The organism is Pseudomonas sp. UBA7500, assembly GCF_002478435.1.
GTDB lineage: Bacteria > Pseudomonadota > Gammaproteobacteria > Pseudomonadales > Pseudomonadaceae > Aquipseudomonas > Aquipseudomonas palmensis.
In genome coordinates, this window is sequence record NZ_DLNW01000014.1 from 1 (window position 1) to 26,278 (window position 26,278).

General features: G+C 67.2%; 28 protein-coding genes. 22 read left to right on the forward strand and 6 right to left on the reverse strand.

Annotated elements, in window-relative coordinates; all coding sequences use genetic code 11:
- Positions 1-196: anti-sigma factor family protein (locus tag B4I46_RS07085; protein WP_376787173.1), on the reverse strand; the 196-nt coding region annotated here is incomplete at its 3' end.
- Positions 193-702: a sigma-70 family RNA polymerase sigma factor gene (locus B4I46_RS07090; RefSeq protein ID WP_254998826.1), complete on the reverse strand. Its 510-nt coding sequence runs from the start codon at positions 700-702 to the stop codon at positions 193-195. The genes B4I46_RS07085 and B4I46_RS07090, both read right to left, overlap by 4 nt.
- A 131-nt stretch (positions 703-833) precedes the next feature.
- Between B4I46_RS07090 and B4I46_RS07095 the strand changes: the two genes are divergently transcribed.
- From B4I46_RS07095 to B4I46_RS07130, 8 genes are all read left to right on the forward strand, one after another.
- Positions 834-1,877: a catalase family peroxidase gene (locus B4I46_RS07095; protein ID WP_286899287.1), complete on the forward strand. Its 1,044-nt coding sequence runs from the start codon at positions 834-836 to the stop codon at positions 1,875-1,877.
- Positions 1,874-2,401, forward strand: a complete 528-nt coding sequence (locus B4I46_RS07100; RefSeq protein ID WP_043860916.1) for a cytochrome b — start codon at positions 1,874-1,876, stop codon at positions 2,399-2,401. Before B4I46_RS07095 ends, B4I46_RS07100 begins: the two co-directional genes overlap by 4 nt.
- Before the next feature lie 172 nt (positions 2,402-2,573).
- A complete protein-coding gene (locus B4I46_RS07105; protein ID WP_286899291.1) occupies positions 2,574-3,830 on the forward strand; it encodes an OprD family porin in 1,257 nt (418 codons plus the stop codon).
- Positions 3,831-4,026: 196 nt separating this feature from the next.
- A complete protein-coding gene (locus B4I46_RS07110; RefSeq protein WP_043860918.1) occupies positions 4,027-4,557 on the forward strand; it encodes a sigma-70 family RNA polymerase sigma factor in 531 nt (176 codons plus the stop codon).
- Positions 4,554-5,504 carry a FecR domain-containing protein gene (locus B4I46_RS07115; RefSeq protein WP_058541246.1) on the forward strand — a complete coding sequence of 317 codons (951 nt, stop codon included), beginning with the start codon at positions 4,554-4,556 and terminating at the stop codon, positions 5,502-5,504. Before B4I46_RS07110 ends, B4I46_RS07115 begins: the two co-directional genes overlap by 4 nt.
- Before the next feature lie 154 nt (positions 5,505-5,658).
- Positions 5,659-8,142: a TonB-dependent siderophore receptor gene (locus B4I46_RS07120; RefSeq protein ID WP_088515182.1), complete on the forward strand. Its 2,484-nt coding sequence runs from the start codon at positions 5,659-5,661 to the stop codon at positions 8,140-8,142.
- 113 nt (positions 8,143-8,255) lie between these two features.
- Positions 8,256-9,452 (forward strand): MFS transporter, encoded by a 1,197-nt coding sequence (locus tag B4I46_RS07125; protein WP_058541248.1) that lies wholly within the window; start codon positions 8,256-8,258, stop codon positions 9,450-9,452.
- 62 nt (positions 9,453-9,514) lie between these two features.
- Positions 9,515-10,063, forward strand: coding sequence for a cupin domain-containing protein (locus B4I46_RS07130; protein WP_043859772.1), 549 nt, complete (start codon positions 9,515-9,517; stop codon positions 10,061-10,063).
- 66 nt (positions 10,064-10,129) lie between these two features.
- On the opposite strand, the gene B4I46_RS07135 is transcribed toward B4I46_RS07130, so the two are convergent.
- Complete coding sequence (locus tag B4I46_RS07135; protein ID WP_054915142.1) at positions 10,130-11,620, reverse strand: DASS family sodium-coupled anion symporter; 1,491 nt, start codon at positions 11,618-11,620, stop codon at positions 10,130-10,132.
- A 439-nt stretch (positions 11,621-12,059) separates the two neighbouring features.
- Here B4I46_RS07135 and B4I46_RS07140 point away from each other — a divergent pair, with 439 nt between their 5' ends.
- Positions 12,060-12,389: a hypothetical protein gene (locus B4I46_RS07140; protein WP_043859774.1), complete on the forward strand. Its 330-nt coding sequence runs from the start codon at positions 12,060-12,062 to the stop codon at positions 12,387-12,389.
- Between the two features lie 132 nt (positions 12,390-12,521).
- Here B4I46_RS07140 and B4I46_RS07145 read toward each other — a convergent pair whose 3' ends face one another.
- The 3 genes from B4I46_RS07145 to B4I46_RS07155 all read right to left on the reverse strand — a co-directional run bounded on the left by B4I46_RS07145 (position 12,522) and on the right by B4I46_RS07155 (position 13,688).
- Positions 12,522-12,824 (reverse strand): hypothetical protein, encoded by a 303-nt coding sequence (locus B4I46_RS07145; RefSeq protein WP_043859775.1) that lies wholly within the window; start codon positions 12,822-12,824, stop codon positions 12,522-12,524.
- Between the two features lie 216 nt (positions 12,825-13,040).
- A complete protein-coding gene (locus B4I46_RS07150; protein WP_043859776.1) occupies positions 13,041-13,229 on the reverse strand; it encodes a hypothetical protein in 189 nt (62 codons plus the stop codon).
- 138 nt (positions 13,230-13,367) lie between these two features.
- The gene (locus B4I46_RS07155; RefSeq protein WP_043859777.1) at positions 13,368-13,688 is read right to left on the reverse strand and encodes a YbjQ family protein; all 321 of its coding nucleotides are present in this window, start codon (positions 13,686-13,688) and stop codon (positions 13,368-13,370) included.
- A gap of 177 nt (positions 13,689-13,865) precedes the next feature.
- Between B4I46_RS07155 and B4I46_RS07160 the strand changes: the two genes are divergently transcribed.
- The 13 genes from B4I46_RS07160 to B4I46_RS07220 all read left to right on the forward strand — a co-directional run.
- Complete coding sequence (locus B4I46_RS07160) at positions 13,866-14,249, forward strand: hypothetical protein (protein ID WP_370409155.1); 384 nt, start codon at positions 13,866-13,868, stop codon at positions 14,247-14,249.
- Positions 14,250-14,369: 120 nt separating this feature from the next.
- The gene (locus tag B4I46_RS07165; RefSeq protein WP_260328901.1) at positions 14,370-15,158 is read left to right on the forward strand and encodes a hypothetical protein; all 789 of its coding nucleotides are present in this window, start codon (positions 14,370-14,372) and stop codon (positions 15,156-15,158) included.
- Positions 15,159-15,221: 63 nt separating this feature from the next.
- Entirely contained in the window at positions 15,222-16,127 is a 906-nt protein-coding gene (locus B4I46_RS07170; RefSeq protein WP_286899302.1) for a transporter, read from the forward strand.
- A gap of 14 nt (positions 16,128-16,141) precedes the next feature.
- On the forward strand, positions 16,142-16,888 hold the full coding sequence (locus tag B4I46_RS07175) for a DUF2092 domain-containing protein (protein WP_286899304.1): 747 nt from the start codon (positions 16,142-16,144) through the stop codon (positions 16,886-16,888).
- Entirely contained in the window at positions 16,885-17,448 is a 564-nt protein-coding gene (locus B4I46_RS07180) for a hypothetical protein (RefSeq protein WP_173925055.1), read from the forward strand. Before B4I46_RS07175 ends, B4I46_RS07180 begins: the two co-directional genes overlap by 4 nt.
- A gap of 25 nt (positions 17,449-17,473) precedes the next feature.
- Positions 17,474-18,451: an AAA family ATPase gene (locus tag B4I46_RS07185; protein WP_104572646.1), complete on the forward strand. Its 978-nt coding sequence runs from the start codon at positions 17,474-17,476 to the stop codon at positions 18,449-18,451.
- Between the two features lie 9 nt (positions 18,452-18,460).
- Positions 18,461-19,411: a DUF58 domain-containing protein gene (locus B4I46_RS07190; RefSeq protein WP_043859762.1), complete on the forward strand. Its 951-nt coding sequence runs from the start codon at positions 18,461-18,463 to the stop codon at positions 19,409-19,411.
- Positions 19,408-19,899, forward strand: a complete 492-nt coding sequence (locus B4I46_RS07195) for a DUF4381 domain-containing protein (RefSeq protein WP_286899307.1) — start codon at positions 19,408-19,410, stop codon at positions 19,897-19,899. The genes B4I46_RS07190 and B4I46_RS07195 overlap by 4 nt, the downstream gene beginning before the upstream one ends.
- Positions 19,886-20,890, forward strand: coding sequence for a vWA domain-containing protein (locus B4I46_RS07200; RefSeq protein ID WP_116054873.1), 1,005 nt, complete (start codon positions 19,886-19,888; stop codon positions 20,888-20,890). The genes B4I46_RS07195 and B4I46_RS07200 overlap by 14 nt, the downstream gene beginning before the upstream one ends.
- Positions 20,880-22,451 carry a VWA domain-containing protein gene (locus B4I46_RS07205; protein ID WP_286899312.1) on the forward strand — a complete coding sequence of 524 codons (1,572 nt, stop codon included), beginning with the start codon at positions 20,880-20,882 and terminating at the stop codon, positions 22,449-22,451. Before B4I46_RS07200 ends, B4I46_RS07205 begins: the two co-directional genes overlap by 11 nt.
- Positions 22,448-23,764 (forward strand): hypothetical protein, encoded by a 1,317-nt coding sequence (locus B4I46_RS07210; protein WP_286899313.1) that lies wholly within the window; start codon positions 22,448-22,450, stop codon positions 23,762-23,764. The genes B4I46_RS07205 and B4I46_RS07210 overlap by 4 nt, the downstream gene beginning before the upstream one ends.
- A complete protein-coding gene (locus B4I46_RS07215; RefSeq protein WP_058541256.1) occupies positions 23,761-24,777 on the forward strand; it encodes an HAD family hydrolase in 1,017 nt (338 codons plus the stop codon). Before B4I46_RS07210 ends, B4I46_RS07215 begins: the two co-directional genes overlap by 4 nt.
- Positions 24,778-24,855: 78 nt before the next feature.
- The coding region (locus tag B4I46_RS07220; protein WP_286899315.1) for an arylsulfatase at positions 24,856-26,278 on the forward strand (1,423 nt) is incomplete at its 3' end.

The following is a 26,278-nucleotide window of genomic DNA, read 5'->3' on the forward strand; positions in this document are numbered from 1 at the left end:
GCGGGTTCGCGGGCTGCTCGGCCAGCCCGGCCAGGGCGGTGCGCAGCAGGCGTGCATCGGCGCGCCAGCCCTCGACCCGCGCCGCCTGCTCGGGGTGGGCTGCCAGGTATAGTTCCACCTCGCGGCGGCGCGCCGTCTCGAGGCGTTCGTCGACATAGGCGTGCAACTCGTCTTCGGACGGGATCAGCCGGCTCATTTCAACCTCCGCAATGCCGGGGGCGGCGTATTGCCCTCGGCCAGTTCTCGCATTGCCGCACGCGCCCGTGACAGGCGCGACATCACCGTGCCGATGGGCACGTCCAGGGCCTGTGCGGCCTCCTTGTAGCTCAGGCCCTCGACAGTCACCAGCAGCAACAGCGCCCGTTGCTCGGTGGGCAGGCGCGCGAATGCGGCCAGGCCCGACTCGGCGAGCACGATATCCTCGGTGCTGCTGCCCACCGCCTCGTCGCGCCCGAACCACGCCAGCCAGCGGGCATGCCGGCGCTCGCGGCGCTTGGCGTCGATGAACAGCCGGTACAGGATCGCGAACAGCCAGGCGCGCAGGCTGTCATCGCCATGCTGCTGGCCGCGCCGGCTCAGGGCGCGCTCCACCGTGGCCTGCACCAGGTCGTCGGCGCTGCTGGCCTCGCGGGTCAGCCACAAGGCAAAGCGGCGCAGGCGCTGGAGCATGTCGCGCAACTGGTCGTCATCAAGATCGTTCATGGTCGGGGTTCTGGGCGGCTGGCAGTCAGTGTACGAGGCAGACGCTCGCCGCCGAAATTTATTCCCGCCGGCGTGGAATAAAACCTGGTGCGGTGCGTCGTACCGGCTCATTCACTGACCGGATCGCCGCCATGAGCACTCCGTTAAACGGTCGCGCCCGCACCCTGCGCCTGGCCGTCATCGGCCTGGGTATCGCCGCCCTGGGCGCAAGCTTTGCCTACGCTGCCGGCTGGATCGGCCCGCAGCGCCTGACCCCGCAACGTATCATCGACACCTTCGAGGCCCAGGCCGGGCACTACCCCGGCTATCGAAAGAACCACGCCAAGGGCCTGTGCGTGAGCGGCTATTTCGACAGCAGCGGCCAGGCTGCCAGCTGGTCGCGGGCCCGGGTGTTCAGCCAATCCAGAGTGCCGGTGATCGGACGTTTCGCCATCGGCGGCGCCAACCCGTTCAGCGCCGACGCCAGTGTCGCCACCCGCAGCCTGGCGCTGCAGTTCAGCAGCGACGACGGTCAGCGCTGGCGTACCGGCATGAACACCCCGCCAGTGCTGGCCGTCAGCGATGCCGCAGGGTTCTACGAACAGGTGCTGGCCTCGACGCCCGACCCGGCCACCGGCAAGCCGGACCCGGCGGCCCTGCAGGCGTTTTTCGCCAGGCATCCCGAAAGCGCCGCCTTCCGCCAGTGGGCCAGGGACTACAAGCCCTCCGACAGCTTTGCCAGCTCGGCCTTCAACAGCATCAACGCGTTTCGCCTGGTGGATGCGGCGGGCAAGGTGCAGTACGTGCGCTGGAGCCTGCAGCCGCACAGCGACTTCGCCCCGTTGCCAGCCCAGGTCGACGACAGGAACTTCCTTCAGCACGACCTGCAGCAACGCCTGGCCAAGGGCCCGCTGCGCTGGACCCTGCGCCTGACCCTGGCAGGCGCCGACGACCCGGTGGACGACCCCGCGCAACCCTGGCCCGCCACCCGCCAGCAGGTCGATGCCGGCACCCTGGTGATCGACCACGTCGATGCGCCCGAGCAGGGCGAATGCCGTGACCTGAACTTCGACCCGCTGATACTGCCCGACGGCATCCAGGCCTCGGCCGACCCGATCCTGGCCGCCCGCTCGGCAGCCTATGCCGAATCCTTCAACCGGCGCAGCCGCGAAACCGCCCTGGGGGCCCACCCATGAACCTGCACCCGTCCACCCGCTTCCACCCGCTGGCGCGCCTGCTGCACTGGCTGATGGCCGTGTTGATCCTGGCGATGCTGTTTGTCGGCGTGAGCATGGTCGCCGACCTCTCGCCCCGCCACCCCTGGCTGGTCAGCCTGCACAAGGCCATCGGCCTGGCCCTGCTGGTGCTGGTGGTGCTGCGCATCGCCACACGCCTGCGTTACGCCACCCCGCCCCTGCCCAGCGACCTGCCACGCCTGCAGCAGTGGGCCGCCAAGGCTTCGCACCTGCTGCTGTACGGGTTGATGCTGGGCATGCCGCTGATCGGCTGGGGCATGCAATCGGCTGGTGGCTACCCGCTGCCGTGGCAACTGCCGGCCATCGCGCCCCACGACCTGCGCCTGTACGCCCTGCTGCGCGCCCTGCACGGCTGGCTGGCGTACCTGCTGTTTGCCACCGTGCTGGTGCATATCGCCGCCGCACTGGTGCACGGTTTTGTCCGCCGCGATGGCGTGTTGCGCAGCATGTGGCCGGGGCGCTGAGCGCGCCGGCGCAGCAACAGGCAACCTACCTGGCAACGGGCATAACGTTAACACGTTAACTTTTTTCGCTCACAAGCCTGCAAAGGCTTTCGGGGCAAAAAGATAATATGTTAATTATATGCCCGCACCGCAGCAGCGGCTGCCGCCAGAACAACAACAAAAGGTAGATTGCATGTCGTTTTCCCGCCGTCCCCTGACGGCCAGCGCCGGCCTGTGCGCCGCGCTTGCGCCGTTGCTTGTGCAGGCCGATTTCATCCAGGACAGCAAGGCCAGCCTGGAGGCCCGCAACTTCTATTTCAGCCGCGACTTTCGCCAGCACGCCGCGCCCCAGAGCCAGGCGCGGGAGTGGGCCCAGGGCTTCATCCTGCGCATGGAATCGGGTTACACCGAAGGCACCCTGGGCGTTGGCCTGGATGCGCTGGGCGAGCTGGGCCTGAAGCTCGACTCCAGCAAGGCGCGCCGGGGCACCGGCCTGCTGCCGTTCGGCGCCAGCCAGGAGCCGGCGCACGACTACAGCGAACTGGGCCTGACCGCCAAGCTGCGCCTGGGCAAGAGCGTGCTCAAGCTCGGCACCTTGCAGCCCACCTTGCCGGTTGCCTCGATCAACGACGTGCGCCTGCTGCCCTCGACCTACAACGGCAGCCTGCTGACCTCGCAGGACATCGACGGCCTGACCCTGAACGTGGGCCGCCTGGAAAAACAGAACCTGCGCGACTCCTCGAGCAACGACCAGATGAGCTATGCCGGTGTCCAGAGCAGCCACCTGGACCTGGCAGGCGGCACCTACGCGCTGCGCCCCAACCTGGCGCTGAGCTACTACTACGCACAGATGCACGACCTCTACCGCCAGCAGTACGCCGGGCTGGTGCATGACCTGCCGCTGGCCGAAGGCGTGAGCCTGCGCAGCGACCTGCGCTACTTCGACACCCGCGAACAAGGCAACGCCAACCTGCGTTCCGCTGCGCGGGTGGACGGCGGGCGCATCGACAACCGCTTCTTCAACGGCATGCTGACCCTGGGCGTGGGCGCGCACAAATTCGGCCTGGGCTACCAGAACCTCTCGGGGGACGGCGACTTCGCCTACCCGGGGCTGGACCCGTACTCGGTCAACCTGGTGACGGTGAATGTGTTCACCAAGGCCGAAACCGATGCGTGGCAGGCGCGCTACGACTACAACTTCGCCGCGCTGGGGCTGCCGGGGCTGAGCTTCATGACCCGCTATGTGAATGGCAACCATATCCAGACCGCGACGGTGAGCGGCGGCAAGGAATGGGAGCGCGACACCGACATCGCCTATGTGGTGCAGAGCGGGCCGCTGAAGAACGTGAGCGTGCGATTGCGCAATGCGACGTTCCGTTCCAGTGGCGGGTTGACCAGCGATATCGACGAGAACCGCTTGATCGTGGGGTATACGCTGGCGTTGTGGTAATCGCCAAGGGGCCGCGTGGCGGCCCTTTCGCGGGGCAAGCCCGCTCCCACAGCCAAACCGCTGCCTTGCAGGACGGTGCAGACCCCGTGGGAGCGGGCTTGACCCGCGATGCGCCCAGCGCTATTTCACCTGCCCTCTTCCTAACATTCTTGGGAATGCTTATCATCTGCATCCTTTTTCCCCGGAAGTCGCCAGGATGAGCGCCCCCACCTCACCCGCCAACGCCGAAGTCGGCCAGCTCTACCAGCACCATCACCTGTGGTTGCAGCACTGGCTGCGCCGGCGCCTGAGCTGCCCGCAGCGCGCCGCCGACCTGATGCAGGACACCTTCGTGCGCATCCTCGCCTCGTCCGAGTCGCTGGAGCTGGTGCGCCTGCTGCGCGAGCCGCGCAGCTACCTGGCGACCGTGGCGCGGCGGGTGATGATCGACCACTTCCGGCGCCAGAAGCTCGAACAGGCCTACCTCCAAGCCCTGGCCGCCCAGCCGGTGTACGAGGAGATCTCGCTGGAAGAGCGCCTGCTGATTCTCGAGACCCTGCGCGAAGTCGACCGCCTGCTGGCCGGGTGCGGCGCCAAGGCGCGCCAGGCGTTCCTGATGGCCAACTGGCTGGGCATGACCTATGGCGAAATCGCCACGGCGCTGGGCGTTTCGCTCAGTTCGGTGAAGAAGTACATGTACAAGACCACCGAGCGCTGCCTGCTGCTCGCCTTCGACGAGCAGCCATGAGCAACGACCGCGAAGCGCAGCGCCAGGCGCTCAAGGAAGCCGCCCGCTGGCATGTGCAGCGCATGGCCGGCGATGCCAGCCCCGGCCTGGAACGGGCCTGGCGGGCATGGTTGGACAGTGCCCCGCAGAACGGCTGGGCCTGGGCCCGGGTCGAGCAGTTGCATGGGCAACTGGCCAGTGTGCCGGGTGGGCTGGCGTTCGATGCCTTCAAGCGTGCCGAAGCCCAGGGCCTGACCCGCCGCGGCGTGGTCAAGGGGCTGCTGCTGGCGACCGGGCTGGGGCTGGGTGGCTGGGCCAGCTACCGCAGTACTCCGGCGCAGGCGTTGCTGGCGGACGTGCACAGTGGCACGGGTGAAATTCGCAGCGTCACCCTGGCCGACGGTAGCCAGTTGGTGCTCGATACGGCGTCGGCGGTGAACATCCGCTTCGACAGCCGGCAACGGCTGATTCAGCTGGTGCGCGGGCGCATCCTGCTTACCAGTGGCAAGGATGTGCAGCAGCGGCCGTTGCGGGTGCAGACCGCGCAGGGCGTGGTGCAGGCGTTGGGCACACGCTTCAGCGTGGCGCAGCAGGCCGGGCGCAGCGAGGTCGAGGTGTTCGAGCATGCGGTGCGGGTCAGCCCCTTGCTGGGGGAGGCGCAGCGCCTGGAGAGCGGGCAGGCGTGCGGGTTCAGTGATCAGCGGGTGGATAGCCCGCAGCTGGCATCGGCCGCCCAGGCGGCGTGGAGCCTGGGGCAACTGGTGGTGGAGAACTGGCGGCTGGGTGATCTGCTCGACGAGCTGGGGCGGTACCGGCCGGGGTTGCTGACCTATGCGCCGCAGCTGGCAGAGCAGCGTGTGTCGGGCAACTTCTCGTTGACCGACAGTGATGCGGCGCTGTCGGCGCTGGCGCGCTCGTTCGATTTGCGAATCGAGCGGCATGGTCGGTACTGGGTGCGGGTGATGTAGGCGCCGGCCTTGTCTGGCCGGCTCTTGACCTGCACAGCGCAGTGTTTGATGCAGCAAAAAAAATTCCTCCCCCCGCGGTACCTTTTCTCATTCTCATCCGCCTTGTCTGAAACACCCCCTTTCGCGCATCCCTTCTGCATCCGACGAGGCCCCCATGTCACCCCGTTCCCCCCGCCTGCTCCCCGCCCACCTGCTGGCCGCCGCCATGGCCGCCAGCGTGCTGCCAGCCCCCTCGGCGATGGCCGATGAAGTCAGCAGCAGCCGCACGGCCTACAACATTCCGGCCGGTTCGCTGGCCAGCGTGCTCGGCGCCTTCGCCGCCGCCAGCAGCCTCAACCTGTCCTACGACGCCGCCCTTACCCGCGGCAAGCAGAGCCCCGGCCTGCAAGGCCAGTACGCCACCCTCGACGGCCTCGGCCGCATCCTGGCCGGCAGCGGGCTGCAAGCCTTCCCACAAGGCGACGGCAGCTACTCGCTGCGCCCGGCCCCCAGCAGCAACGGCGCCCTGGAACTGGGCGCCACCAACGTCGACGGCACCCGCACCAGCAGCACCGGCGACAGCACCGACAGCTACACCGTGCGCAGCGTCAGCATCGGCAAGGGTCAGCATTCGCTGCGCGAAACCCCGCAGTCGGTCACGGTCATCACGCGCAAGATGATGGACGAACAGAACCTCACCAGCCTCGAACAGGTGATGGAGAAAACCCCCGGCATCACCGTTCACGACTCGCCCATGGGCGGCAAGTACTTCTACTCGCGCGGCTTCATGATCGCCGGCCAGTACCAGTACGACGGCGTACCGCTGGATGTGGGCGGCAACTACGTGCAGGCCAACAGCTTCTCCAGCGACATGGCCTATTACGACCGCGTCGAGATCATGCGCGGCGCCGCCGGCATGATGAAAGGCGCCGGCAGCTCGGCCGGCGGGGTCAACTTCATTCGCAAGCGCGGCCAGGACAAGGCCGCCACCCACGTCACGCTGTCGGCCGGCACCTGGGACAACTACCGCGCCCAGGTCGACACCGGCGGCCCGCTCAACGACGCCGGCACCCTGCGCGGGCGCGCCGTGGTCGCCCAGCAGGACCGCAAGTACTTCTACGACATCGGCGAGCGCGAAGACCAGGTGGTGTACGGCGCACTGGACTACGACCTGAACGAGGACACCACCCTGGGCCTGGGCCTGGCCTACGAAAAGCTCGACGCCAAGCCCTGCTGGCAGGGCCTGCCGCGCTACAGCGACGGCAGCGACCTGAAGCTGTCGCGCTCCACCTGCCTGGGCGCGTCGTGGAACCACTGGGACAGCGAGCGAACCAGCCTGTTCGCCGACCTTACCCACCGTTTCAACGCAGACTGGGCGCTCAAGGTCGCCTCGATGTACACCCACAACGACCAGAACATGCAATACGCCATGGGCGAAGGCACCGTGCCGGTGGGCAGTACCCAGGGCGCCTCGAAGCTGTACTCCGGGCTGTTCGACTACGACCAGGACGACTACGGCTTCGACGCCAACCTGGACGGCCATTTCCAGGCCTGGGGCCTGGAGCACGAGATCATCGTCGGCGCCAACGCCAGCCGCTCCAAGGGCCGCGACCGCTACGAACTGATCAACCTGACCGAGCTGTACGGCGTCACCCAGAACCCGTTCAACCCCAACCCGCACATCCCCAAGCCGGGTGACTCGGTCTACGAGAAGGAGTCCTACCGCGGCGGGCCGATTCCGGTGACCTCCGACACCCGTCAGTTCGGCACCTACGCCACCCTGCGCCTGAAGCTGGCCGAGCCCCTTACCGCCGTGCTCGGCAGCCGCGTCAGCTGGTACCGCAACAGCAGCGACAGCTACACCCAGGCCTGGGACTACTGGCAGCGCAACCGCAGCCAGGAAAACGGCCAGGTGACGCCGTTCGCCGCGTTGATCTACGACCTGGACGACACCTGGTCGGTGTACGCCAGCTACGCCGACATCTTCCAGCCGCAAAGCACCTACACCAAGGCCGACGGCAGCTCGCTCAAGCCCAAGACCGGTGCCAGCTATGAGGTGGGGGTCAAGGCCGAGTGGTACCAGGGTCGCCTCAATGGCGCCTTCAACCTGTTCCGCAACACCGAGCAGGGTCGCGCCGAGGCTGACTACAACACGGTATGCGGCGGGTCGTCCGACGGTTTCTGCTACACCGACAGCGGCAAGGTGCGCGCCCAGGGCTTCGAGGCCGAGCTGAGCGGTGAGCTGATCGAGCGCCTGCAGGTGCTGGCCGGCTACACCTACACCCAGGTCGAATACCTCAAGCGCATCGACGACGAACGCCAGGACGCCACCTTCACCGCCAGCTACGTGCCCAGGCACATGGCGCGTGTATGGACCAACTACGACCTGGACGGCGCCCTGCAGCGCTGGAGCGTGGGCGGCGGGGTCAGCGCGCAGAGCGCCAACCACTTCGTGGACCGCAACACCAAGATGGTGCAGCCCGGCTACGCCCTGTGGAGCGCCCGCATCGGCTATCGCCTGGATGACAACTGGAGCCTGGCCCTCAACGGCAACAACCTGTTCGACAAGCACTACTACAGCAGCGTCGGCGCCGCTGGCTGGGGCAACTTCTATGGCGAGCCGCGCAACCTGATGGTGACCCTGCAAGGCGACTTCTAACCCACAGCAACAAGGCTGAAGTCAATTAAATGATTATTACTATCGTTTACAGGCTTTAGCCTTGGGGACAGCTGCGGCACAATGGCCGCCTTGCTCCTCTGCCTTGGATAGCCATGAACACCGCCCAGCAACCCCCGCTGCTCAAAACCCCCGCCTTCGACCTGCGTCCGCTGATGGTGGTCAACATGGCCTGCACCATGGCGATGATGGCCTTCGTCGCCCTGATCGGCCCCATCGCCCGCGTGCTGGGCCTGGCAGCCTGGCAGGCGGGGGCGGCGGTCACGGTAGCCGGGGTGGTGTGGATGCTGCTGGCGCGCCCCTGGGGCCGGGCCAGCGACCGCTTCGGTCGCCGCCGGGTGCTGCTGGTGGGCACCGCGGGGTTCACCCTGGCCTATTGGGCCCTGTGCCTGTTCATCGATGGCGCGCTGCGCTACCTGCCGGCCACCTCCCTGGCCTTTGCCGCACTGGTGATCGGCCGCGGCCTGATCGGTGCGTTCTATGCCGCCCTGCCGGTCGGCTGCGCCGCGCTGATTGCCGACAACATGCAACCGCAACAGCGCGCCCGCGCCATGGCCTCGCTGGGTGCGGCGAACGCCGTGGGCCTGGTGATGGGCCCGGCACTGGCCGCGCTGCTGGCGCGCCACAGCCTGAGCCTGCCGTTCTATGCGATGTCGGTGCTGCCACTGCTGGCATTGCTGGTACTGCAGTTCAAGCTCAAGGGTCAGGAGCTGCACCTGAGGCAACCGCCCCGCCCCGTCAGCCTGACCGACCCGCGCCTGCTTCGCCCGCTCACGGTGGCCTTCGTGGCGATGCTGTGCGTGTCGCTGGCGCAGATCACCGTAGGCTTCTTTGCCCTTGACCGCCTGGGCCTGGCGCCTGCCGATGCCGCCCAGGCGGCGGGCATTGCCCTGACCATGGTGGGTGCGGCGCTGATCTTCTCGCAGGTGCTGGTGAGCAAGCTGCAATGGCCGCCGCTGCGCATGATCCGTGTGGGCGGCTGCATCAGTGCGCTGGGTTTTGCCAGCGGCGCCCTGGCCGACAGCGTAGGCATGCTGTGGGCGTGCTACTTCGTCGCTGCGGCCGGCATGGGCTGGGTGTTCCCGGCGTTCCAGGCGCTGGCGGCGAACGCGGTGGATGCCGGTGAACAGGGCGCGACCGCAGGCTCTGTGGGCGCGGCACAGGCCCTGGGCACGGTGATCGGGCCGCTGGCCGGCACCCTGATCTACGCCCTGGACCCGCGCCTGCCGTACCTGATGGCCGCCTTGCTGCTGCTGTTGATCGCCTTGTGGCCGGTGCCTGCACGCCAGTAGGCGGGTTCGGCGACGGAATGTGTTTTAATGCGTCGCCCATTATTTTTGACATCAAGGCGGCTATGGACACGGGGACACGACTCAAACTGGTACGTGAACGCACCAAGCTCTCGCAACGGGAGCTGGCCAGGCGCAGCGGCCTGACCAACTCGACGATTTCACAGATCGAGCAGAACCGCGTCAGCCCATCGGTGAGCTCGTTGAAAAAGCTGCTGGAAGGCATCCCGATGTCGTTGGCGGAGTTCTTCAGTTTCGACGAACCGCCGCGCGAAGAACGCTTCGTGTTCCGCGCCAACGAGCAGCCCGACCTGGGCAGTGGTGGCTTGCGCATGCTGCTGGTCGGCGCCAGTGTCGAAGGTCGGCAGATGCGCATGCTGCGCGAGCTGTATGCGCCGGGCGCCGACTCCGGCGAAGAGCCGATCGTGCACACCGAGGGCGAGGAATGCGGCCTGGTGACCCGTGGCACCATCGAGTTGCGGGTAGACGGCCAGGTCAGCGTGCTGAACTCCGGCGACGGCTACTACTTCCCCACCACTCTGCCCCACAGCTTCAAGAACATCGGCCAGGACGAAGCCGAGATCATCAGCGCCAACACCCCGGCGAACTTCTGATGAGCATCGCTGCAAGCGGCAAGCTGGCTCGGCCTCGCTTGCCGCTTGCCGCTTGCAACGGCCCTTCTACATCCAGCCCAGCCAGTGCCACCATGTTGCGGCGAACACCAGCATCAACCCGTACCCCACCAGCGTCACCACGATCCCGACCTTGGCAAACTGCCGCGCGTTGAAGGTTTCGGTACCCAGGCACACCATGTTCTGCGGTGCGTTGATCGGCAGGATGAACCCGTAGCTGACCACAAACCCCAGCACCATGGTCATGCCCAGGCGGCTGAAATCCCCCGGCAAGGTCTGCAGCACCGCGATCAGTATCGGCAGCAGCGCTGAGGTCAGCGCCGTGGCACTGGCAAAGCCCAGGTGGATCACGATCAGAAACGCCGCCAGAATCGAGAACACCCCCAGCGTGCCCAATTGATCCAGCCCGGTATTGGCCACCACCTGCCCGCCCAGCCATTGCCCGGCCTGGGTGGTCAACAGGGTGGTGCCCAGGCTGATGCCGACGCCGAACACGATCACCGTGCCCCACGGAATACGCGCCTGCACATCCTTCCAGGTCATCACCCCGAAGCGCGGCAGCAACAGCAGCACCAACCCGGCGTAGGTGGTCGAGGTGGTGTCGAAGTGATGCAGCTTGCCCTCGGTGGCCCAGGCCAGCAGCAACAGCAGCGACACCCCCAGCAGACGCTTCTGCGCCCCGCTCATCGGCCCCAGCGCCTGCAACTGCTCGGCTACCGCCGCCTTGCCGCCGGGAATGCTGTCGCTCTCGGGGGGCAGCATCCTGAGCACCAGCACGATCAGCACCACCGACATGATCAACGCCCACGGCGCCCCGGCGATCAGCCAGTCGATCCATGACACCCGTGCACCGAGCATCTTGTCCATGAAGCCGACCGTCAGCAGGTTCTGCGCGGCTGCGGTCTGGATGCCGATGTTCCAGATGCTGGTGCCCTGGGCCACGATGATCATGATGCCGGCGGCGATGTTGGAGCGCTTGTTCACGCCGAACGCGGCGATCACGCCCATCATGATCGGCACCACGCAGGCACTGCGCGCCGTGGCACTGGGCACCACCAGGCTGAGCAGGATGATCACCACCATCGCCCCCAGCAGAATGCGTCGGGTGCTCACGCCCACACGGTTGAGCGTGACCAGCGCGATGCGCCGGTCCAGCCCGGTGTGGGTCATCGCCGCTGCGATGAACAGGGCCCCCACCACCAGCGCCAATGCCGGGTTGGCAAAGCCCGTCAGGGCCATGCTCACGGCTGCCGACGAGCCGTAGATCACCGACGGGTCAGCAAGGGTCGGTGCGGTGCCCAGCAAAAATGCCAGCAGCGAGGTGATCATGATCGCACTGGCTTCGTACGACACCGCCTCGGTGATCCAGATCACCACCGCAAAGGCCAGGATCGCCAGCACGCGGTGACCGGCCACCGGCAGGTCGGCCGGCAGCGGCAACAGCAGCACGCCGACCAGCGCGACGATGCCCAGCAGCAGGCCCACGGGCAACAGGGGTTGAGCGCCAGGCGCTGCGGGAGGATTGGCGGGGGTACTCATGGGCAGGACTTCTTTGGCAACAAAACAGGCCCCTATCATCCCCAGCGCCTGGCCGGTACGCGCTGACGCGGGTCAATACATGGCCAAGACGCCCTGACCAGAGCGCTTTGTAGGACATTCCAACAGCCTGTGGCGCGGCGACCCGTAAGCTCGAAAAAGACTGACCGGTCATTTGTAGTGAATAAAAAAAATCACTACAAAACCTATTGACGGCATTCGTTGCCCCTTGCATGATGAGGCCGTCTCCCTGATCGGGAGCGCTGGCAAAGGGTGTTCCAGACAGTTCGAGCGGTTTCGGGCTGTCCGTGGAGAGGGACTGTCCAAAAGGCAGAGTGAAGAAAGCCCCTGTTGCGACGCTGCTGTAGCAGCCTTGGTAGATCGCTACATGAAGTAGCGCAGGTTTGAACTCACCAACGACGAATAGGTAATAGGGGGCTTTATGATCAACTTGAACAACCAACCCACCATCGACCAATTGGCTCAGCTGTTCGCTGCCCGCAAGGACAGCCTCGATGACCACCTGCTGTGGGTCAGTGCCACAGGTGACGTGCACATCGACAAGATGCCGCCGCACACTGTCGAAGAGGCGATCGATGCGAAGCGTGAAATGCGCGCCCGTTTCAGGATGTTCCGCCGTGGCAAGGGCTACGTCGGCAAGAAGGCAGCGGCAGACACCGCGTTTGTCGCCAAGGTGCTGGAGACCCTGCAACAGGAATGGCCCGCCATCCGCGAGCGCCAGGACGTGAAGGTGATCGACCGGCTGTGCTGAGCCAGGCGAATTGAAAAAGGCGACCTTCGGGTCGCCTTTTTCATGCGTGCCTTATCGCCTCATCGCGGCTCCGGCTCGCCCCACCGTCTGCGCACATTCCCTGTGCGCCACGACAGGGCGTAACCGCAGGCATCAGGCCTGACGACGAAACCGCGGGTGCTCCATCGGCACGGCGTCGGTGGCCAACGCCCGGGCCCGGTCCACACCGCGCACCAGCGCACGGCTCATGGTTTCACCCGGGCACGAGGGGTAGTACTCCTCGAACAGCGCCTTGCCCCGGCGCCCGTACACCCCCAGGAACATCTGCGTGGCCCCGGTGCGCGACAACCGCACCTGCACGTCGATGCTGGTGCCATCGCTGAGTTCTTCGTCATGGCTGCGGCTGTGCAGCTGAGAGTCGGCCCACGCCCAATAAGTCTCTTCCCTGATGCGCATCGCACTGCTCCTTGTTCGTTCGAACCGACAGTAAGGCATACAACCGCCAAGGGGGCTAGCGACAGCCGTCGCCCCATTGAGCGAGGTCAAGAAAGCCGCATAAAACGGCAGATTCAGCGTACCGGTCGTCTGTTTGCGAAATAGCCTACAACCCGCATGAAAAAGCCCCACACACCGCAGCACAGGCTGGATGGCGGGGCCTCTTCGGCGTCGTGGCTACTTCTTGCGCAGGCCCGGCAGAAACCGGCGGCGCTCGCTGCGCGGTGGCACCGTGGAGCGCACACGTACCGGCGCGTCTTCCAGGGTCATGTTGGCAAACCCCAGCTGGAACGCTGCTTGCCCGCAACGCACCTGGCTGTTGATGGGAAACTCGTCACCATCGTCTTCGAAATACGATTCCTTCATACCCGGCTCCCCTGCTGTGGATCACTACCGGCACGCAGATGAATGCCTAGGAAATAGTGACCTGTTGCTTTCAGAGACTAGCCGGACATTTGAAGACTGCCTGGTCACTTATTGTCGCACCCGACCAGTGGCCTATGGCTACCTGAGTTTGACCGCGGTGCCGGTAACGAACACCACCACCATGCCGCCACGGGCCGACGGCATGCTGATTTCGTAATCCAGGCCGATCACTGCATCGGCCTGCAGGCTGCGGGCGCGCTGGCGGATTTCGTCGGTGGCCTGGATGCGCGCTTCTTTCAGGGCGCTTTCCAGGGTTTGCGAACGGCCGCCGAAAAAGTCGCGAAAGCTGGTGAAGATGTCGCGTACCACGTTGATGCCCTGCACCGATTCGGCGCTGACTACATCCAGGTAGGCCGCGACTTCGCGCCCTTCGACAGTGCCAGTGGTGGTGAGGATCATTGCATACTCCTGAGCGTTGTCGGGACATGCCCCGACCCAAAAGAACGCGATGGTAACAAACCCGCACTTTCGCCGCCCGTCACTTGCGGCCCGCCCAAGTGCGGCTATTTTCATTGGAACGTTGTTACAGCGTATTAATACTTCGGACGGAGTCGAAGCATGTCGATACCACGTTGTATGAGCGTTCTTGCATTGGGCCTGGTGCTGGCCGGGCTGGCGGGCTGCAGCAGCATCGATGCCCGCACCACACAATACGTCGGGGCGCCCCATCCTTCGCCCACCGCCGCGGCTACGGTCGAGGTACTGCGCAGCGAACCGACCCGCCCCCATGTCCGCCTGGGCGAGATCGTGGTCGATGCCAGCGTGTCCCCGCCACCACCGATCACCGACGTGGAGCAGAAGCTGCGCGAACAGGCCGCCAGTATCGGCGGTGACGCCGTCGTGGTGGTCTACGACCGCATCCAGCCGGTTTCGGCCTATGTCAGTGGCCCGCTCTGGGACCGCGATATCCGCTCCATCGACGGACGCAAGCTCAAGGGCATCGTCATCAAGTATCAGTGACCCTGTGGTCGCCGATGGTGCCGGCGCCAGCCTACGCGCCCATTCGCCCCCTTCGGCCCCTGCCTCGCTGGCAAGGCCGGCCCCTGCCCAGAAGCGCAACATTGAACAGGCACCACCGTCATGCAAAGGACCACCGCCACTTGTCTCGTACTGCCCTGCGCCCTGCTGTTCCTGCAGCACGCCCTGGCGGACAACGCCGAAACCGCCAACAAGAGCAACAACCCGCTCAACCTGGCACCGGGCCTGAACCTGCAGGACTACTACACCCCCTCGGTGTACGACAGCAACGTGCATACCAACGATTTTCTGGTGCGCGGCACCCTGCCGGTCGCCCCTGGCGAACTGCTGCCGGTACCGCAACTGCTGCGCGCCACCCTGCCCATCAGCACCCGACCCGACCCCCACGGCGGCTACAGCACCGGCATCGGCGACCTGAACCTGTTCGACATCTTCCTGCTCAAGACCGAAGGCGTGCAGTTGGGCATCGGCCCGCAGCTCACCGCCCCCACTGCCGAGCACGACGAGCTGGGCACCGGCAAGTGGCAGGCGGGGCTGGCGGCGGTGGCCATCGACGCCTCGCCACGCGGGCTGCTCGGGGCGCTGGTGCAGTACCAGAGCTCGTTTGCCGGCGACCATGACCGCGCCCACGTCGAAACCGCCACCCTGCAGCCATTCATCATCCACAACCTGCCCAAGGGCTGGTACCTGCGCTCCACCGGCACCTGGACCTTCGACCTGAAGAACGACACCCACTACATCCCGCTGGGGCTGGGCGTGGGCAAGGCCTGGAAGGCCGGCAGCAACATCCTCAACGCCTTCATCGAGCCGCAGTGGACGGTGGAAAAGAAAGGTGAAGGCCTGCCGCAGTTCACCGTGTTCGCCGGCCTCAACGTGACCTTCGGCAAGTAGCCAGCCCATGACCGGACCCTCCGGCAGCCAGCACCCTGTGCGTTCAATTGAAGGAGCACCACCATGCATACCCGACCTGTCCTGCGTTACCTGCCGGTGCTCGTGCTCACTGGCGCGCCGCTGCTGGTGCAGGCCGACAACGCGCGTGACTGGCAGAACATCCCGATCGACCTGAACATGGTGTTCGGCTACTACAACCGCATCGACACCAACACCCCGATCGACACCGCCCTGCCCATCGACGGCCTGTCCCTGGATGCCGACCTCTACATCCTGCGCCTGGCGCGCTCGTTCAGCATCGACGGACGCAACAGCGCGATCCAGCTGGTGCAGCCGTACGCCGACGTGTCGGCCTCGTTCGACGATGCACGTTTCTTCAATGGCACCAAGCACAACGGCGGCATGGGCGACACCCAGATCGTGTTCGCCCACAACTTCTTCGGCGGCCCGGCGCTGACCGCCGAGGAGTTCGCCAACTGGACCCCGGAAACCTTCATGACCGGCGCCGTATGGCTCACCGTGCCCAATGGCGACTACGCCAAGAACCGCGTCATCAACATCGGCGCCAACCGCTGGGTGGTCAAACCCGAAATCGGCTTCGGCCACCCCATCGGCCCCACCTGGCTGGAGGTCAACACCTGGGTTTCGCTATTCGGCGACAACGACGACTACCTGGGCGACAACAAGCTGGAGCAGAAACCGCTGTATGCCGTCGAAGGCCACTACAGCTACACCATCAACCGCGGCCTGTGGGCTTCCCTCGACGCCACCTACAGCTTCGGCGGCGAAACCCGCATCAACGGCGAAAACCAGGACAACAAGCAGGCCAACACCCTGGTCGGTGCCAGCCTGGGCTTCATGCTCTCGCCGCAGTTCGGTGGCCTGATCGCCTACACCGACACCGTGTCCGAACGTACCGGCTCACCCGATGTGAACACCTGGACCTTGCGCCTGAACTACGCCTGGTAGCCATGGGAGGCCTGATGAAGCGTTCGCACCGACTCACCTGCCTGGCCCTGCTGGCCCTGTTGCCGGCCCTGGCAAAGGCTGCCGACCCGCTCGACCCCAGGGCCCTGACCGCGCTGTCGAACATGGGCAGTTACCTGCACCGCCTGCAGGCCTTCAGCCTGAGCACCCGCAGCGAAACCGACCAGCAGCTCGACAGCGGCCCCACGGTGACCTTCACCCACCACACCCAGGTGCTCGCCCGCCAGCCCGACAAGCTGTTCGTCAGCGTCGACCAGGGCTCGGCGGCGCGCCAGTTCTTCTACGACGGCAAGCAGTTCACCCTGTATGACGGTCGTCACGGCTACTACAGCAAAGGCGCGGCGCCGGCGACCATCGAGCAACTGCTCGGACAACTGAGCGAGCGCTACGCCATCACCCTGCCGCTGGCCGACCTGTTCCGCTGGAACGCCCAGACCGCGAAACAGGTCGGCATCACCCAGGCCACGCTGATCGGCAGCGAATCCCTCGACGGCCAGGCCTGTACCCACTACGTGTTCCGCCAGCCCGACATCGACTGGCAACTGTGGCTACGCGAAGGCGCGCAGCCGTTGCCGTGCAAGCTGATGATCACCCGCCGCGACGACCCCGAGCGCCCGCGCCATAGCGTGACCTTCGACTGGGACCTGAGCACGCCCATCAACCCGGCAGCCTTCGACTTCACCCCGCCGGCCAAGGCCGTGGCGGTGCCGCTGCGCGAACCGAACGAGGGCCGCCAGCCATGACGCCACTGCGTACCTGCCTGCACCTGGGCCTGATCGCCTGCCTGCTGACACCGCTGATGGCCGACGCCTGGCAACTGCGCGGCGGCGGTGGCGGGCGTACCTTCGTGGTGCCCTATCACGCCGGGGGCGGCCATTTCGCCCCCCCGCCGCCGCATTACCAGCCGATGCCGCACCCGATGCCCCCGCATCCGCAGCCGATGCCGCCCCACCCGGCGCCGCCTCCGCATCCGCAGCCCGGCCCAGGGCCGCACCCACCGGGCCCGCCACCGCATCCACCGGGCCCTGGCCCTCACCCGCCCGGCCCCGGCCCGATGCCGCCACCACCGCCACCGCCACCGCCGCACCCGGACGACTGGTATCACCCCTGGGCCGCCGCTGCCGTGGTCGGTGCCACCACTGCCACGGCCATCGCCATCGGCACCCAGGTGGCCGAGGTACCGCCGGACTGCGTGTCGGTGGTCGCCAACGGCGTGGCCTACCAGCACTGCGGCGCCACCTGGTACCAGCCGCAATACGTCGGCAGCAACGTGCAGTTCATCGTGGTGCCTGCGCCATGGTGAACCCACCCGACCCAAAGGAATGCCCATGAGCGCCCTCACCGACATCAATGCCCTGCACGCCGCCATCGCCGCCTCTGTGCTGGGCCAAGACCAGGTGATCCGCCAGATCCTGGTGGGCCTGCTGGCCAACGGGCACGTGCTGCTCGAGAGCCTGCCGGGCCTGGCCAAGACCCGCACGGTCAAGGCCCTGGCCCGGCACCTGGATGCACGCATGAGCCGCATCCAGTTCACCCCCGACCTGCTGCCCTCCGACATCACCGGCGCCGAGGTGCTGCAACAGGTCGAGGGCCAGCACCAGGTGCGCTTCCAGCCCGGCCCGCTGTTCGGCAACCTGATCCTGGCCGACGAGATCAACCGCGCCCCGGCCAAGGTGCAGGCGGCGCTGCTCGAAGCCATGGAGGAACGCCAGATCACCGTGGCCGGCACCAGTCACAGGCTGCCCGACCTGTTCATGGTGATCGCCACCCAGAACCCCATCGAGCAGGAAGGCACCTACCCGCTGCCCGAGGCGCAGATGGACCGCTTCCTGATGAAGGTGCTGCTGGATTACCCCGCGCCGGCCGATGAAGGCCAGGTGTTGCAACTGCTGCGCCAGGAGGAACAGCGGGCGGCGGCCAAGGCGGCCAGCGACAGCTTCAGCCTCGGCCAGGAGGTGATCTTCCAGGCCCGCCGGGAAGTGGCGGCCATTCACGTGGCCCCGGCCATCGACAGCTACCTGATCGCACTGGTCAACGCCACCCGCCACCCCGCCGACTACGACGCCGACCTGGCGCGCTGGCTGCAGTTGGGCGCCAGCCCGCGCGGCGGCATCGGCCTGGACCGCTGCGCGCGCGCCGATGCCTGGTTGCAGGGCCAGGACTTCGTCTCGCCCGACAACGTGCGCGCCATGCTCCACCCGGTGCTGCGCCATCGCCTGCAACTGAGCTACGACGCGGTGGCCGACGGCGTGACCAGCAGCGAGGTACTCGACCGCCTGCTCGACAAGGTGGCCATCCCGGCCTGAGGACCGCATATGCCAGCACCGGCGCAGCAACCCGACGGGCACGTCTACGTATCGCTGGCGCAGCTGATGGCGCTGGCGTTCGATGCCCGCGGCCTGAGCTTTCTGGCGCGCCAGCCCAGGGCCAGCGTGCTGGCCGGCAGCCACGCCTCGCGCCTGCGCGGGCGCGGCCTGAACTTCGACGAGCTGCGCCGCTACCAGCCCGGCGACGACCTGCGCCATCTCGACTGCAGGGCCAGCCTGCGCACCGGCACGCCGGTGGTACGCACCTTCACCGAAGAACGCGACCGCCCGGTGCTGGTGGTGCTCGACCAGCGTATGTCGATGTTCTTCGGCTCGCAGGTCAGCTTCAAGTCGGCGCTGGCCGCGCAACTGGCCGCGCTGTGCGCGTGGATCGCGCTGGCGGCAGGCGACCGGGTCGGCGCCCTGCTGTTCGACGACACCCGCATCGAATACCTGGCGCCGCTGCGCAGCCGCAGCCGGGTCCAGGCGATCTGCGCCAGGGCCGCACAGTTCAACCAGGCGCTGTCGGCGGATGTACCCGATGGCGATGCTGCGCACGGCCTCGACACAGTCCTGCAGCGCTGCCTGGCGCTGGCCGCGCACGACTGCCTGATCTGCTTCATCAGCGACTTCGCCGGTGCCGGCGAACGCACCCTGCATCAGTTGCGCCAGTTGCGTACCCACAACGACGTGATCGCGTTGCAGGTCTACGACCCGCTGGCCCTCGACCTGCCACGCCAGGGGCGCCTGCTGGTGACCCAGGGCCAGTTGCAGGTGGAGCTGGCGGTGGAGCGGCGTCAGGTGCACAAACCCTTGAGCGAGTTTCTCAGTGGCCGCCTGCACGACGTGGCGCAGATGCTGCGCCGCAGCCAGGTGCCGCTGCTGATGTTCAGCACCGCCCTGCCTGCCGCCCAACAGCTGCGCATGGAACTGGGCAAGCTGCGCAGGCCACCGGCATGAGCGCGCCAGTGCCCAGCGTCGACCAGCTCAAGGAGCTGGCGCTGCCGCCCGCCGTCAGCTACTGGCCACAAACCTGGGGCTGGGCGCTGCTGGCGGCATTGCTGCTGGCCGGGCTGCTGCTGTGGGCGGCGCTGCGCCTGCGCCGCTGGCAGCGCGACCGCTACCGCCGCCAAGCCCTGGCACGCCTGCGCCAGCTGGAACAGGCAATGGCAGATCAGACCCGGCGCGTGCAGGCCCTGCGCGAAGTGCCCGAGCTGCTCAAGCGCGTGGCCCTGTCGATGCCCGAGGCTCCGGCCGTGGCCCCGCTGCATGCCGCCGACTGGCAGGCGTTTCTGGTGAGCCATTCAAGCACCCCGCTGCCCGCCGACTTCGCCTGGCAACTGGCGCAGCTGGCCTATGCCCCCGACAGCCGCCTGCACGAAATCGATGCGTCAGCGCTGTTGGGCTACAGCCGCGCCTGGGTGGAGCATCATCATGTGGCAGCTTGATTACCCCTGGCTGTTGCTGATGCTGGCGCTGCCCTTGCTCGGCTACCGCTACCTGCCGCCCTATCAGGAAGCCCGCAGCGCCTTGCGCGTACCGTTCTTCGAGGCCATCAGCCAGGCCACCGGGCAGCGTCCGCGCCTGCCCGGCACCCGGGCCAATCGCTGGCAGTTGCTGTTGCACTGGCTGGTGTGGGCACTGCTGTGCCTGGCCGTGGCACGCCCGGTGCTGGTCGAGCCCCCCATCGAGCACCAGGCACCGGTACGCGACCTGATGCTGGCCATCGACATCTCCCAGTCGATGCAGACCGTCGACCTCAAGAACGCCGACGGCAAACCGGTTTCGCGCATCAGCGCGGTCAAGGCGGTGGTCGCCGACTTCATCGCCAGGCGCCAGCAGGACCGTCTCGGCCTGGTAGTGTTCGGCAGCGGCGCCTACGCCCAGGCACCGCTGACCCTGGACCACGCCAGCCTGTCGATCCTGCTGCAGCAGACCGACGTCGGCATGGCCGGGCCCAACACCGCCATCGGCGATGCCATCGGCCTGAGCCTCAAGCTGCTGGAGCAGGCTCACGAGCCGCAGAAGGTGCTGATCCTGCTGACCGACGGCAACGACACCAGCAGCGCCATCACCCCCGCCCACGCCGCCCAGATCGCCGCGGCCCGCGGGGTGGTGATCCATACCATCGGCATCGGCGACCCGCAGGCCGAAGCCGAGGCCAAGGTCGACCTGCCGACCTTGCAGCAGATCGCCACCGTCACCGGCGGGCAGTTCTTCCGGGCCCAGGACCGCGATGCCCTGCAACAGGTGTACGCCACCCTCGACACGCTCACCCCGCACGCGGTGAAGACCTACAGCCACCAACCCAAGCGCGACCTGTTCTGGCTGCCGCTGGGCGCGGCCCTGTTGCTGCTGACGCTGTACCACCTGCTCGCCCTGGCGGCAGCGTGGTGGCGCAGGCGCCTGCCAGTGGAGGCGCCCGCGCATGGACATTGACCTGAACAACCTGCACTTTCTGCGCCCGCTGTGGCTGTGGCTCTGGCTGCCCGCCGTGCTGCTGGTGCTGGCCTGGCGCCGCCAGCGCGGCCAGGCGCTGAACGTGAGCATTGCCCCGCAACTGCTGGCGCACCTGCGCATGGACGGCCACGACCGGCACCGCATTCGCCCCATACACCTGCTGGCGGCCCTGCTCGCACTCGGCGCACTGGCCGCTGCCGGCCCCACCTGGGAGCAGGACCGCCCGCAGTTTCTCGACAACCGCGCGCCGTTGATCCTGGCCCTGGACCTGTCCGGCTCGATGGACGCCAGCGACCTCTCGCCCACCCGCCTGGAGGCCGCCAAGCACAAGCTGCACAGCCTGGTGCAACGCCGCCAGGGCGCAGCCACCGGGCTGATCGCCTATGCCGGCAGCGCACACCTGGTGCTGCCCCCCACCCGCGACCCGGCGCTGCTCGACAGCTTCATCCAGGCGCTGGGCAGCGACCTGATCGAACAGCCTGGCAAGAACGTTTTGGCCGTGGTGGGGCTGGCCCGCCAACTGATCGCCGCCGAGCCCGGCCCCGCCACCCTGGTGCTGCTCACCGACGGTGCCGACACCACGCAACTGGCCCCGCTGGGCAAGGCCCTGGACGCCAGCCTGCTACAGGTACTGGTGCTGGCGGTGGGCAGCAGCGATGGCGGCCTGGTCAGGGGCGCCGACGGTCAGCCGCGCACCGACAGCAACGGCCGGCCGCAACTGGGCCGCTTCGACAAGGCCGGCCTCGAACAACTGGCCAGGGCGCTGGATGCACCACTGGGCAGCCTGACCCTCGACGATGACGACCTGGACTGGATCGAGGCCCATGCCCAGCAGCACTTCGCCGACGCCGACCCGGCCAGTCAGCAGCTGCGCTGGAAAGACGCCGGCTACTGGCTGTGCTGGCCGTTGCTGCTGATCGCCCTGTTGTGCATCCGCCGCGGCTGGAGCCTGAACTGGAGCGCGTGCCTGCTGCTGGGCCTGGTGCTGGCCCCGGACGGGGCGCGCGCCAATGCCCTGGTGGATGCATTCATGACCCCCGACCAGCAGGGTCGCTGGGCCTTCGAACACCACCACCTGCCCGCCGCGGCGGCGCACTTTCAGGACCCTTACTGGAAGGGCATTGCCGCCTACCAAGGGGCCGACTACGACCTGGCGCTGGCCAGTTTCGCGCGCCTGCACACCGCACCGGCCTATTTCTACCTGGGCAATATCTACACCCGCCGCTTCAAGTTCGACCAGGCCATCGCCGCCTATCGCCAGGCACTGGCCCTGCAACCGGGGTTTGCCGAGGCCCAGGCCAACCTCGCCCTGGCCATCGCCCTGCAGAGGGACACCGAGTCGGCGCAGCAGAACGCCCCAGAGGTGCAGGCCGACCAGGTGGCCTTCGACAAGCCGGCCGGCAAGGGCCCGAGCAAGCAGGTGCAGACCCCGCAGGCGACCTCGGACGCCCTGTGGCTGCAGAACCTCACCACCTCGCCCGCGCAGTTTCTCAAGCGCAAGTTCAGCCTGCAGGACCAGGCTGCCAGGGGGGCGCCATGAGGCTTGTCGGCCTGCTCCTGGCCTGGCTGCTGTGCAGCTGTGCGCTTGCCGCCGACCCGCAGTTGCGGGTGCAGGCGCAACTGCTGGGGGGCGACAGCGTGGTGGTGGGTGAAACCGTGCAGTTGCAGTTGGACGTGCTCACCGACACCTGGTTCACCGGCGCCCCGCAGTTGCCGACGCTGAGCGTGCCCGGCGCACTGGTCACCCCGCCCGGCGACCAGGCCCAGCACCTGACCCTGAACCTGGACGGCAGCACCTGGTTCGGCATGCGCTACCTGTACCCGATCACCGTGCAGCAGGCCGGCACCCTGGACATTCCCGCACTGACCGTGACGGCCCGGCCGGGCAATGCCGCGGCCGCCCTGAGCGCCACCACGGCGGCGCTGCACCTGCGCGTGCAACTGCCGACCGGGGTCGAGCCGGGCCAGGCGGTGCTGGTGGCCAGCGCCCTGAGCCTGACCCAGCAGGTGAACCCGGCCAGCAGAACACTCAAGGTGGGTGACAGCCTTACCCGCAGCGTGACCCTGCAGGCCCAGGGCGCGCCGAGCCTGATGCTGCCGGTGACGGCGCTGCAGGCTGTGCCGGGCCTGAGCCTCTACCTCAAGACGCCCCAGGTGCAGGCCCTCGACGATGGCCGTGACCACGTCGTGGGCGGCCAGCGCATCGACACCGCCAGCTACCGCATCGAGCAGCCCGGCAGCTACCAGCTGCCCGCCGTGCAGGTGCACTGGTGGAGCACCACCGACCGGGCCCTGCGCAGCACAACGCTGCCTGCCGTGCCCTTCACCGCCAGCGCCGGCCCTGCCTACACCCCGGTGTTCTCGGTGGCCGACGATCTGCAGCGCCTTGGCCAGCAGGGCCGCCTGCACCTGTCGCGGCACTGGCTCGGCGCCGCCCTGGTGCTCGCGGCACTGGGCCTGGCGTGGCGGGTGTGGCGTAGCCGCGGGCCGACCTGGCTGGCCCGCTGGCGGCACTGGCAGGCCCGACGCCAGGCCCGTCGCCTCGCCTCTGCCGAGCATGCATGGCAACAGGTGCCCGTTGATCTGGCCAGGCATCCGCCACAGCTCACTGCGCTATACCTGTGGTTCAGGCGCAGCCAGGGCAGCGTGCGCCTGGCCACGGCCGACGACACCACCCTGCTGGCGCTGCTGCGACGCGGCTACGGCGCAGACGGCGCCCCCGATACGCTGCTCGCTGCGCTCAAGGCCGAACTTGCACAGCTTCATGCACGGCATTCACCGCGCCAGCCTGCCGCGCCCGCGCGCCACGGCCTGCGCCCGCTCAATCCAATGCAGAACAGGGAGTCGCGATGAAACCCAGTCCGAGTGTTCGTGGGTGGCTGCTGCTGGTGTTGCTGCTGCACTGGCCATTGTCGGCCCAGGCCGATGCGCCGCTGCCCTCATGGCACCAGGGCGCCGCCAGGGCCGCCCTCGTGCAGTTCGTCGAAAGCGTCACCCGCGAGGGCGACCCGCAGTTCGTGGCCCCCGCGCAACGCATCGCGGTGTTCGACAACGACGGCACCCTGTGGAGCGAACAGCCCGCCTACTTCCAGGTGCTGTTCGCCTTCGACGAGATCCGCCGCATGGCCCCCGAGCACCCCGAGTGGAAGGCCACCCAGCCGTTCAAGGCGGTGCTGGAAAACGACCAGAAGGCCCTGGCCGCCGCCGGCATGGACGGCCTGCTGAAAATCATCGGCGTGACCCATACCGGGGTCAGCACCGAAGCCTTCATCGGCCATGCCAGGGCCTGGCTGGCCAAGGCCCGTCACCCCACCCACCAGCGCCCCTACACCGAGATGATCTACCAGCCCATGCACGAGCTGCTCGACTACCTGCGCAGCCAGGGCTTCAAGGTGTACATCGTCTCCGGGGGCGACACCGCGTTCATGCGCGCCTTCGCCGACGAGGTGTACGGCGTGCCGCCCGAGCAGGTGATCGGCTCCAGCTTCGTCACCGAATACCAGCTGGTCGACGGCGTGCCGGCCCTGCTGCGTACCGCCAGGATCGCGCACAACGATGACGGCCCGGGCAAGCCCGAAAGCATCGACGCGATCATCGGGCGTCGGCCGATCCTGGCCTTCGGCAACTCCGACGGCGACCTGCAGATGCTGCAATGGACCGCCGCCGGCAAGGGCCCGCGCTTCATGGGGCTGGTGCACCACACCGACGCGAAACGTGAATGGGCCTACGACCGCCAGTCGCAGGTCGGACGGCTGGACAAGGCGCTGGACGAAGCGCGCCGCCAGCAATGGACAATCGTGGACATGGCGGCCGACTGGGCCCGGGTATTCCCGTTCGAGCCTGCCTCCACCCCGCAATCGCAGTGACGCGGTAACGAGCAAAGCAGTGATGCAACCGACATGTCGCCTGCGGGCGGCTCGAATGGCGAAAGGGAGGCAAGTCAGATGACTCGCATACGCAGATGGGCACCGCAGCTCGCGCTGGTCGCGGCCACGGTGATGGGGCTCGCGACAGGGGCGGCAAGTGCCGCCGACAAGCCGAATATCCTGGTGATATTCGGCGACGACATCGGCCAGACCAATATCAGTGCCTACTCGATGGGGGTGGTCGGCTACCAGACCCCCAACATCGACCGCATTGCCAAGGAAGGCATGCTGTTCACCGACTACTACGCGGAAAACAGCTGCACCGCCGGCCGCTCCAGCTTCATCACCGGGCAGACGCCACTGCGCACCGGCCTGTCCAAGGTCGGCGCACCGGGGGCGCCGGTGGGCCTGCAGGACCGCGACATCACCATCGCCCAGGCACTCAAGTCGCTGGGCTACGCCACCGGGCAGTTCGGCAAGAACCACCTGGGCGACAAGGACGAGTACCTGCCGACCAAGCACGGCTTCGACGAGTTCTTCGGCAACCTCTACCACCTCAACGCCGAAGAAGAGCCCGAGCGCCCCTACTGGCCCAAGGATCCGAACGACCCCTACGTGAAGAACTTCAGCCCGCGCGGGGTGATCCACGCCTTCGCCGACGGCAAGATCGAGGACACCGGTTCGCTCAACAAGAAGCGCATGGAAACCATCGACGATGAAACCACCGGCGCGGCCGAGGAGTTCATCAAGAAGCAGGTGGCCGCCGACAAGCCGTTCTTCGTGTGGATGAACACCACGCGCATGCACGTGTACACCCATGTGCGCGACTCGATGAAGGGCCAGAGCGGCATGCCCGGCAACGAGTACGCCGACGGCATGCTCGAGCACGATGGCGACGTGGGCAAGCTGCTCAAGACCCTCGACGACCTGAAGATCGCCGACAACACCATCGTGATCTACACCACCGACAACGGGCCCAACCAGTTCTCCTGGCCGGACGCGGCGACCACGCCGTTTCGCAGCGAGAAGGACTCCAACTGGGAAGGCGCCTTCCGCGTGCCGGCGATCATCCGCTGGCCGGGCAAGATCAAGGAAGGCACGGTGTCCAACGAGATGTTCTCGGGCCTGGACTGGTTCCCCACCCTGCTGGCAGCTGCCGGTGACACCGGCGTGAAGGACAAGCTGCTCAAGGGCTGGGCACCGACTGCCGGTGGCAAGAACTTCAAGGTGCACCTGGACGGCTACAACCAGCTGCCCTACCTCACCGGCCAGCAACCCAAGGGCGCACGTGACGAGTTCTACTACTTCAACGACGACGGCGACCTGGTGGCGATGCGCTTCGGCGACTGGAAGGCGGTGTTCTGCGAACAGCGTCGCCCCGGCGGCTTCGAAGTGTGGCAGGACCCCTTCGTGTGCCTGCGCGTGCCGAAGAGCGTCAAGCTGCGCATGGACCCGGATGACCGCGCCGACGTGGTCTCTGACCAGTACAACGACCGGCTGG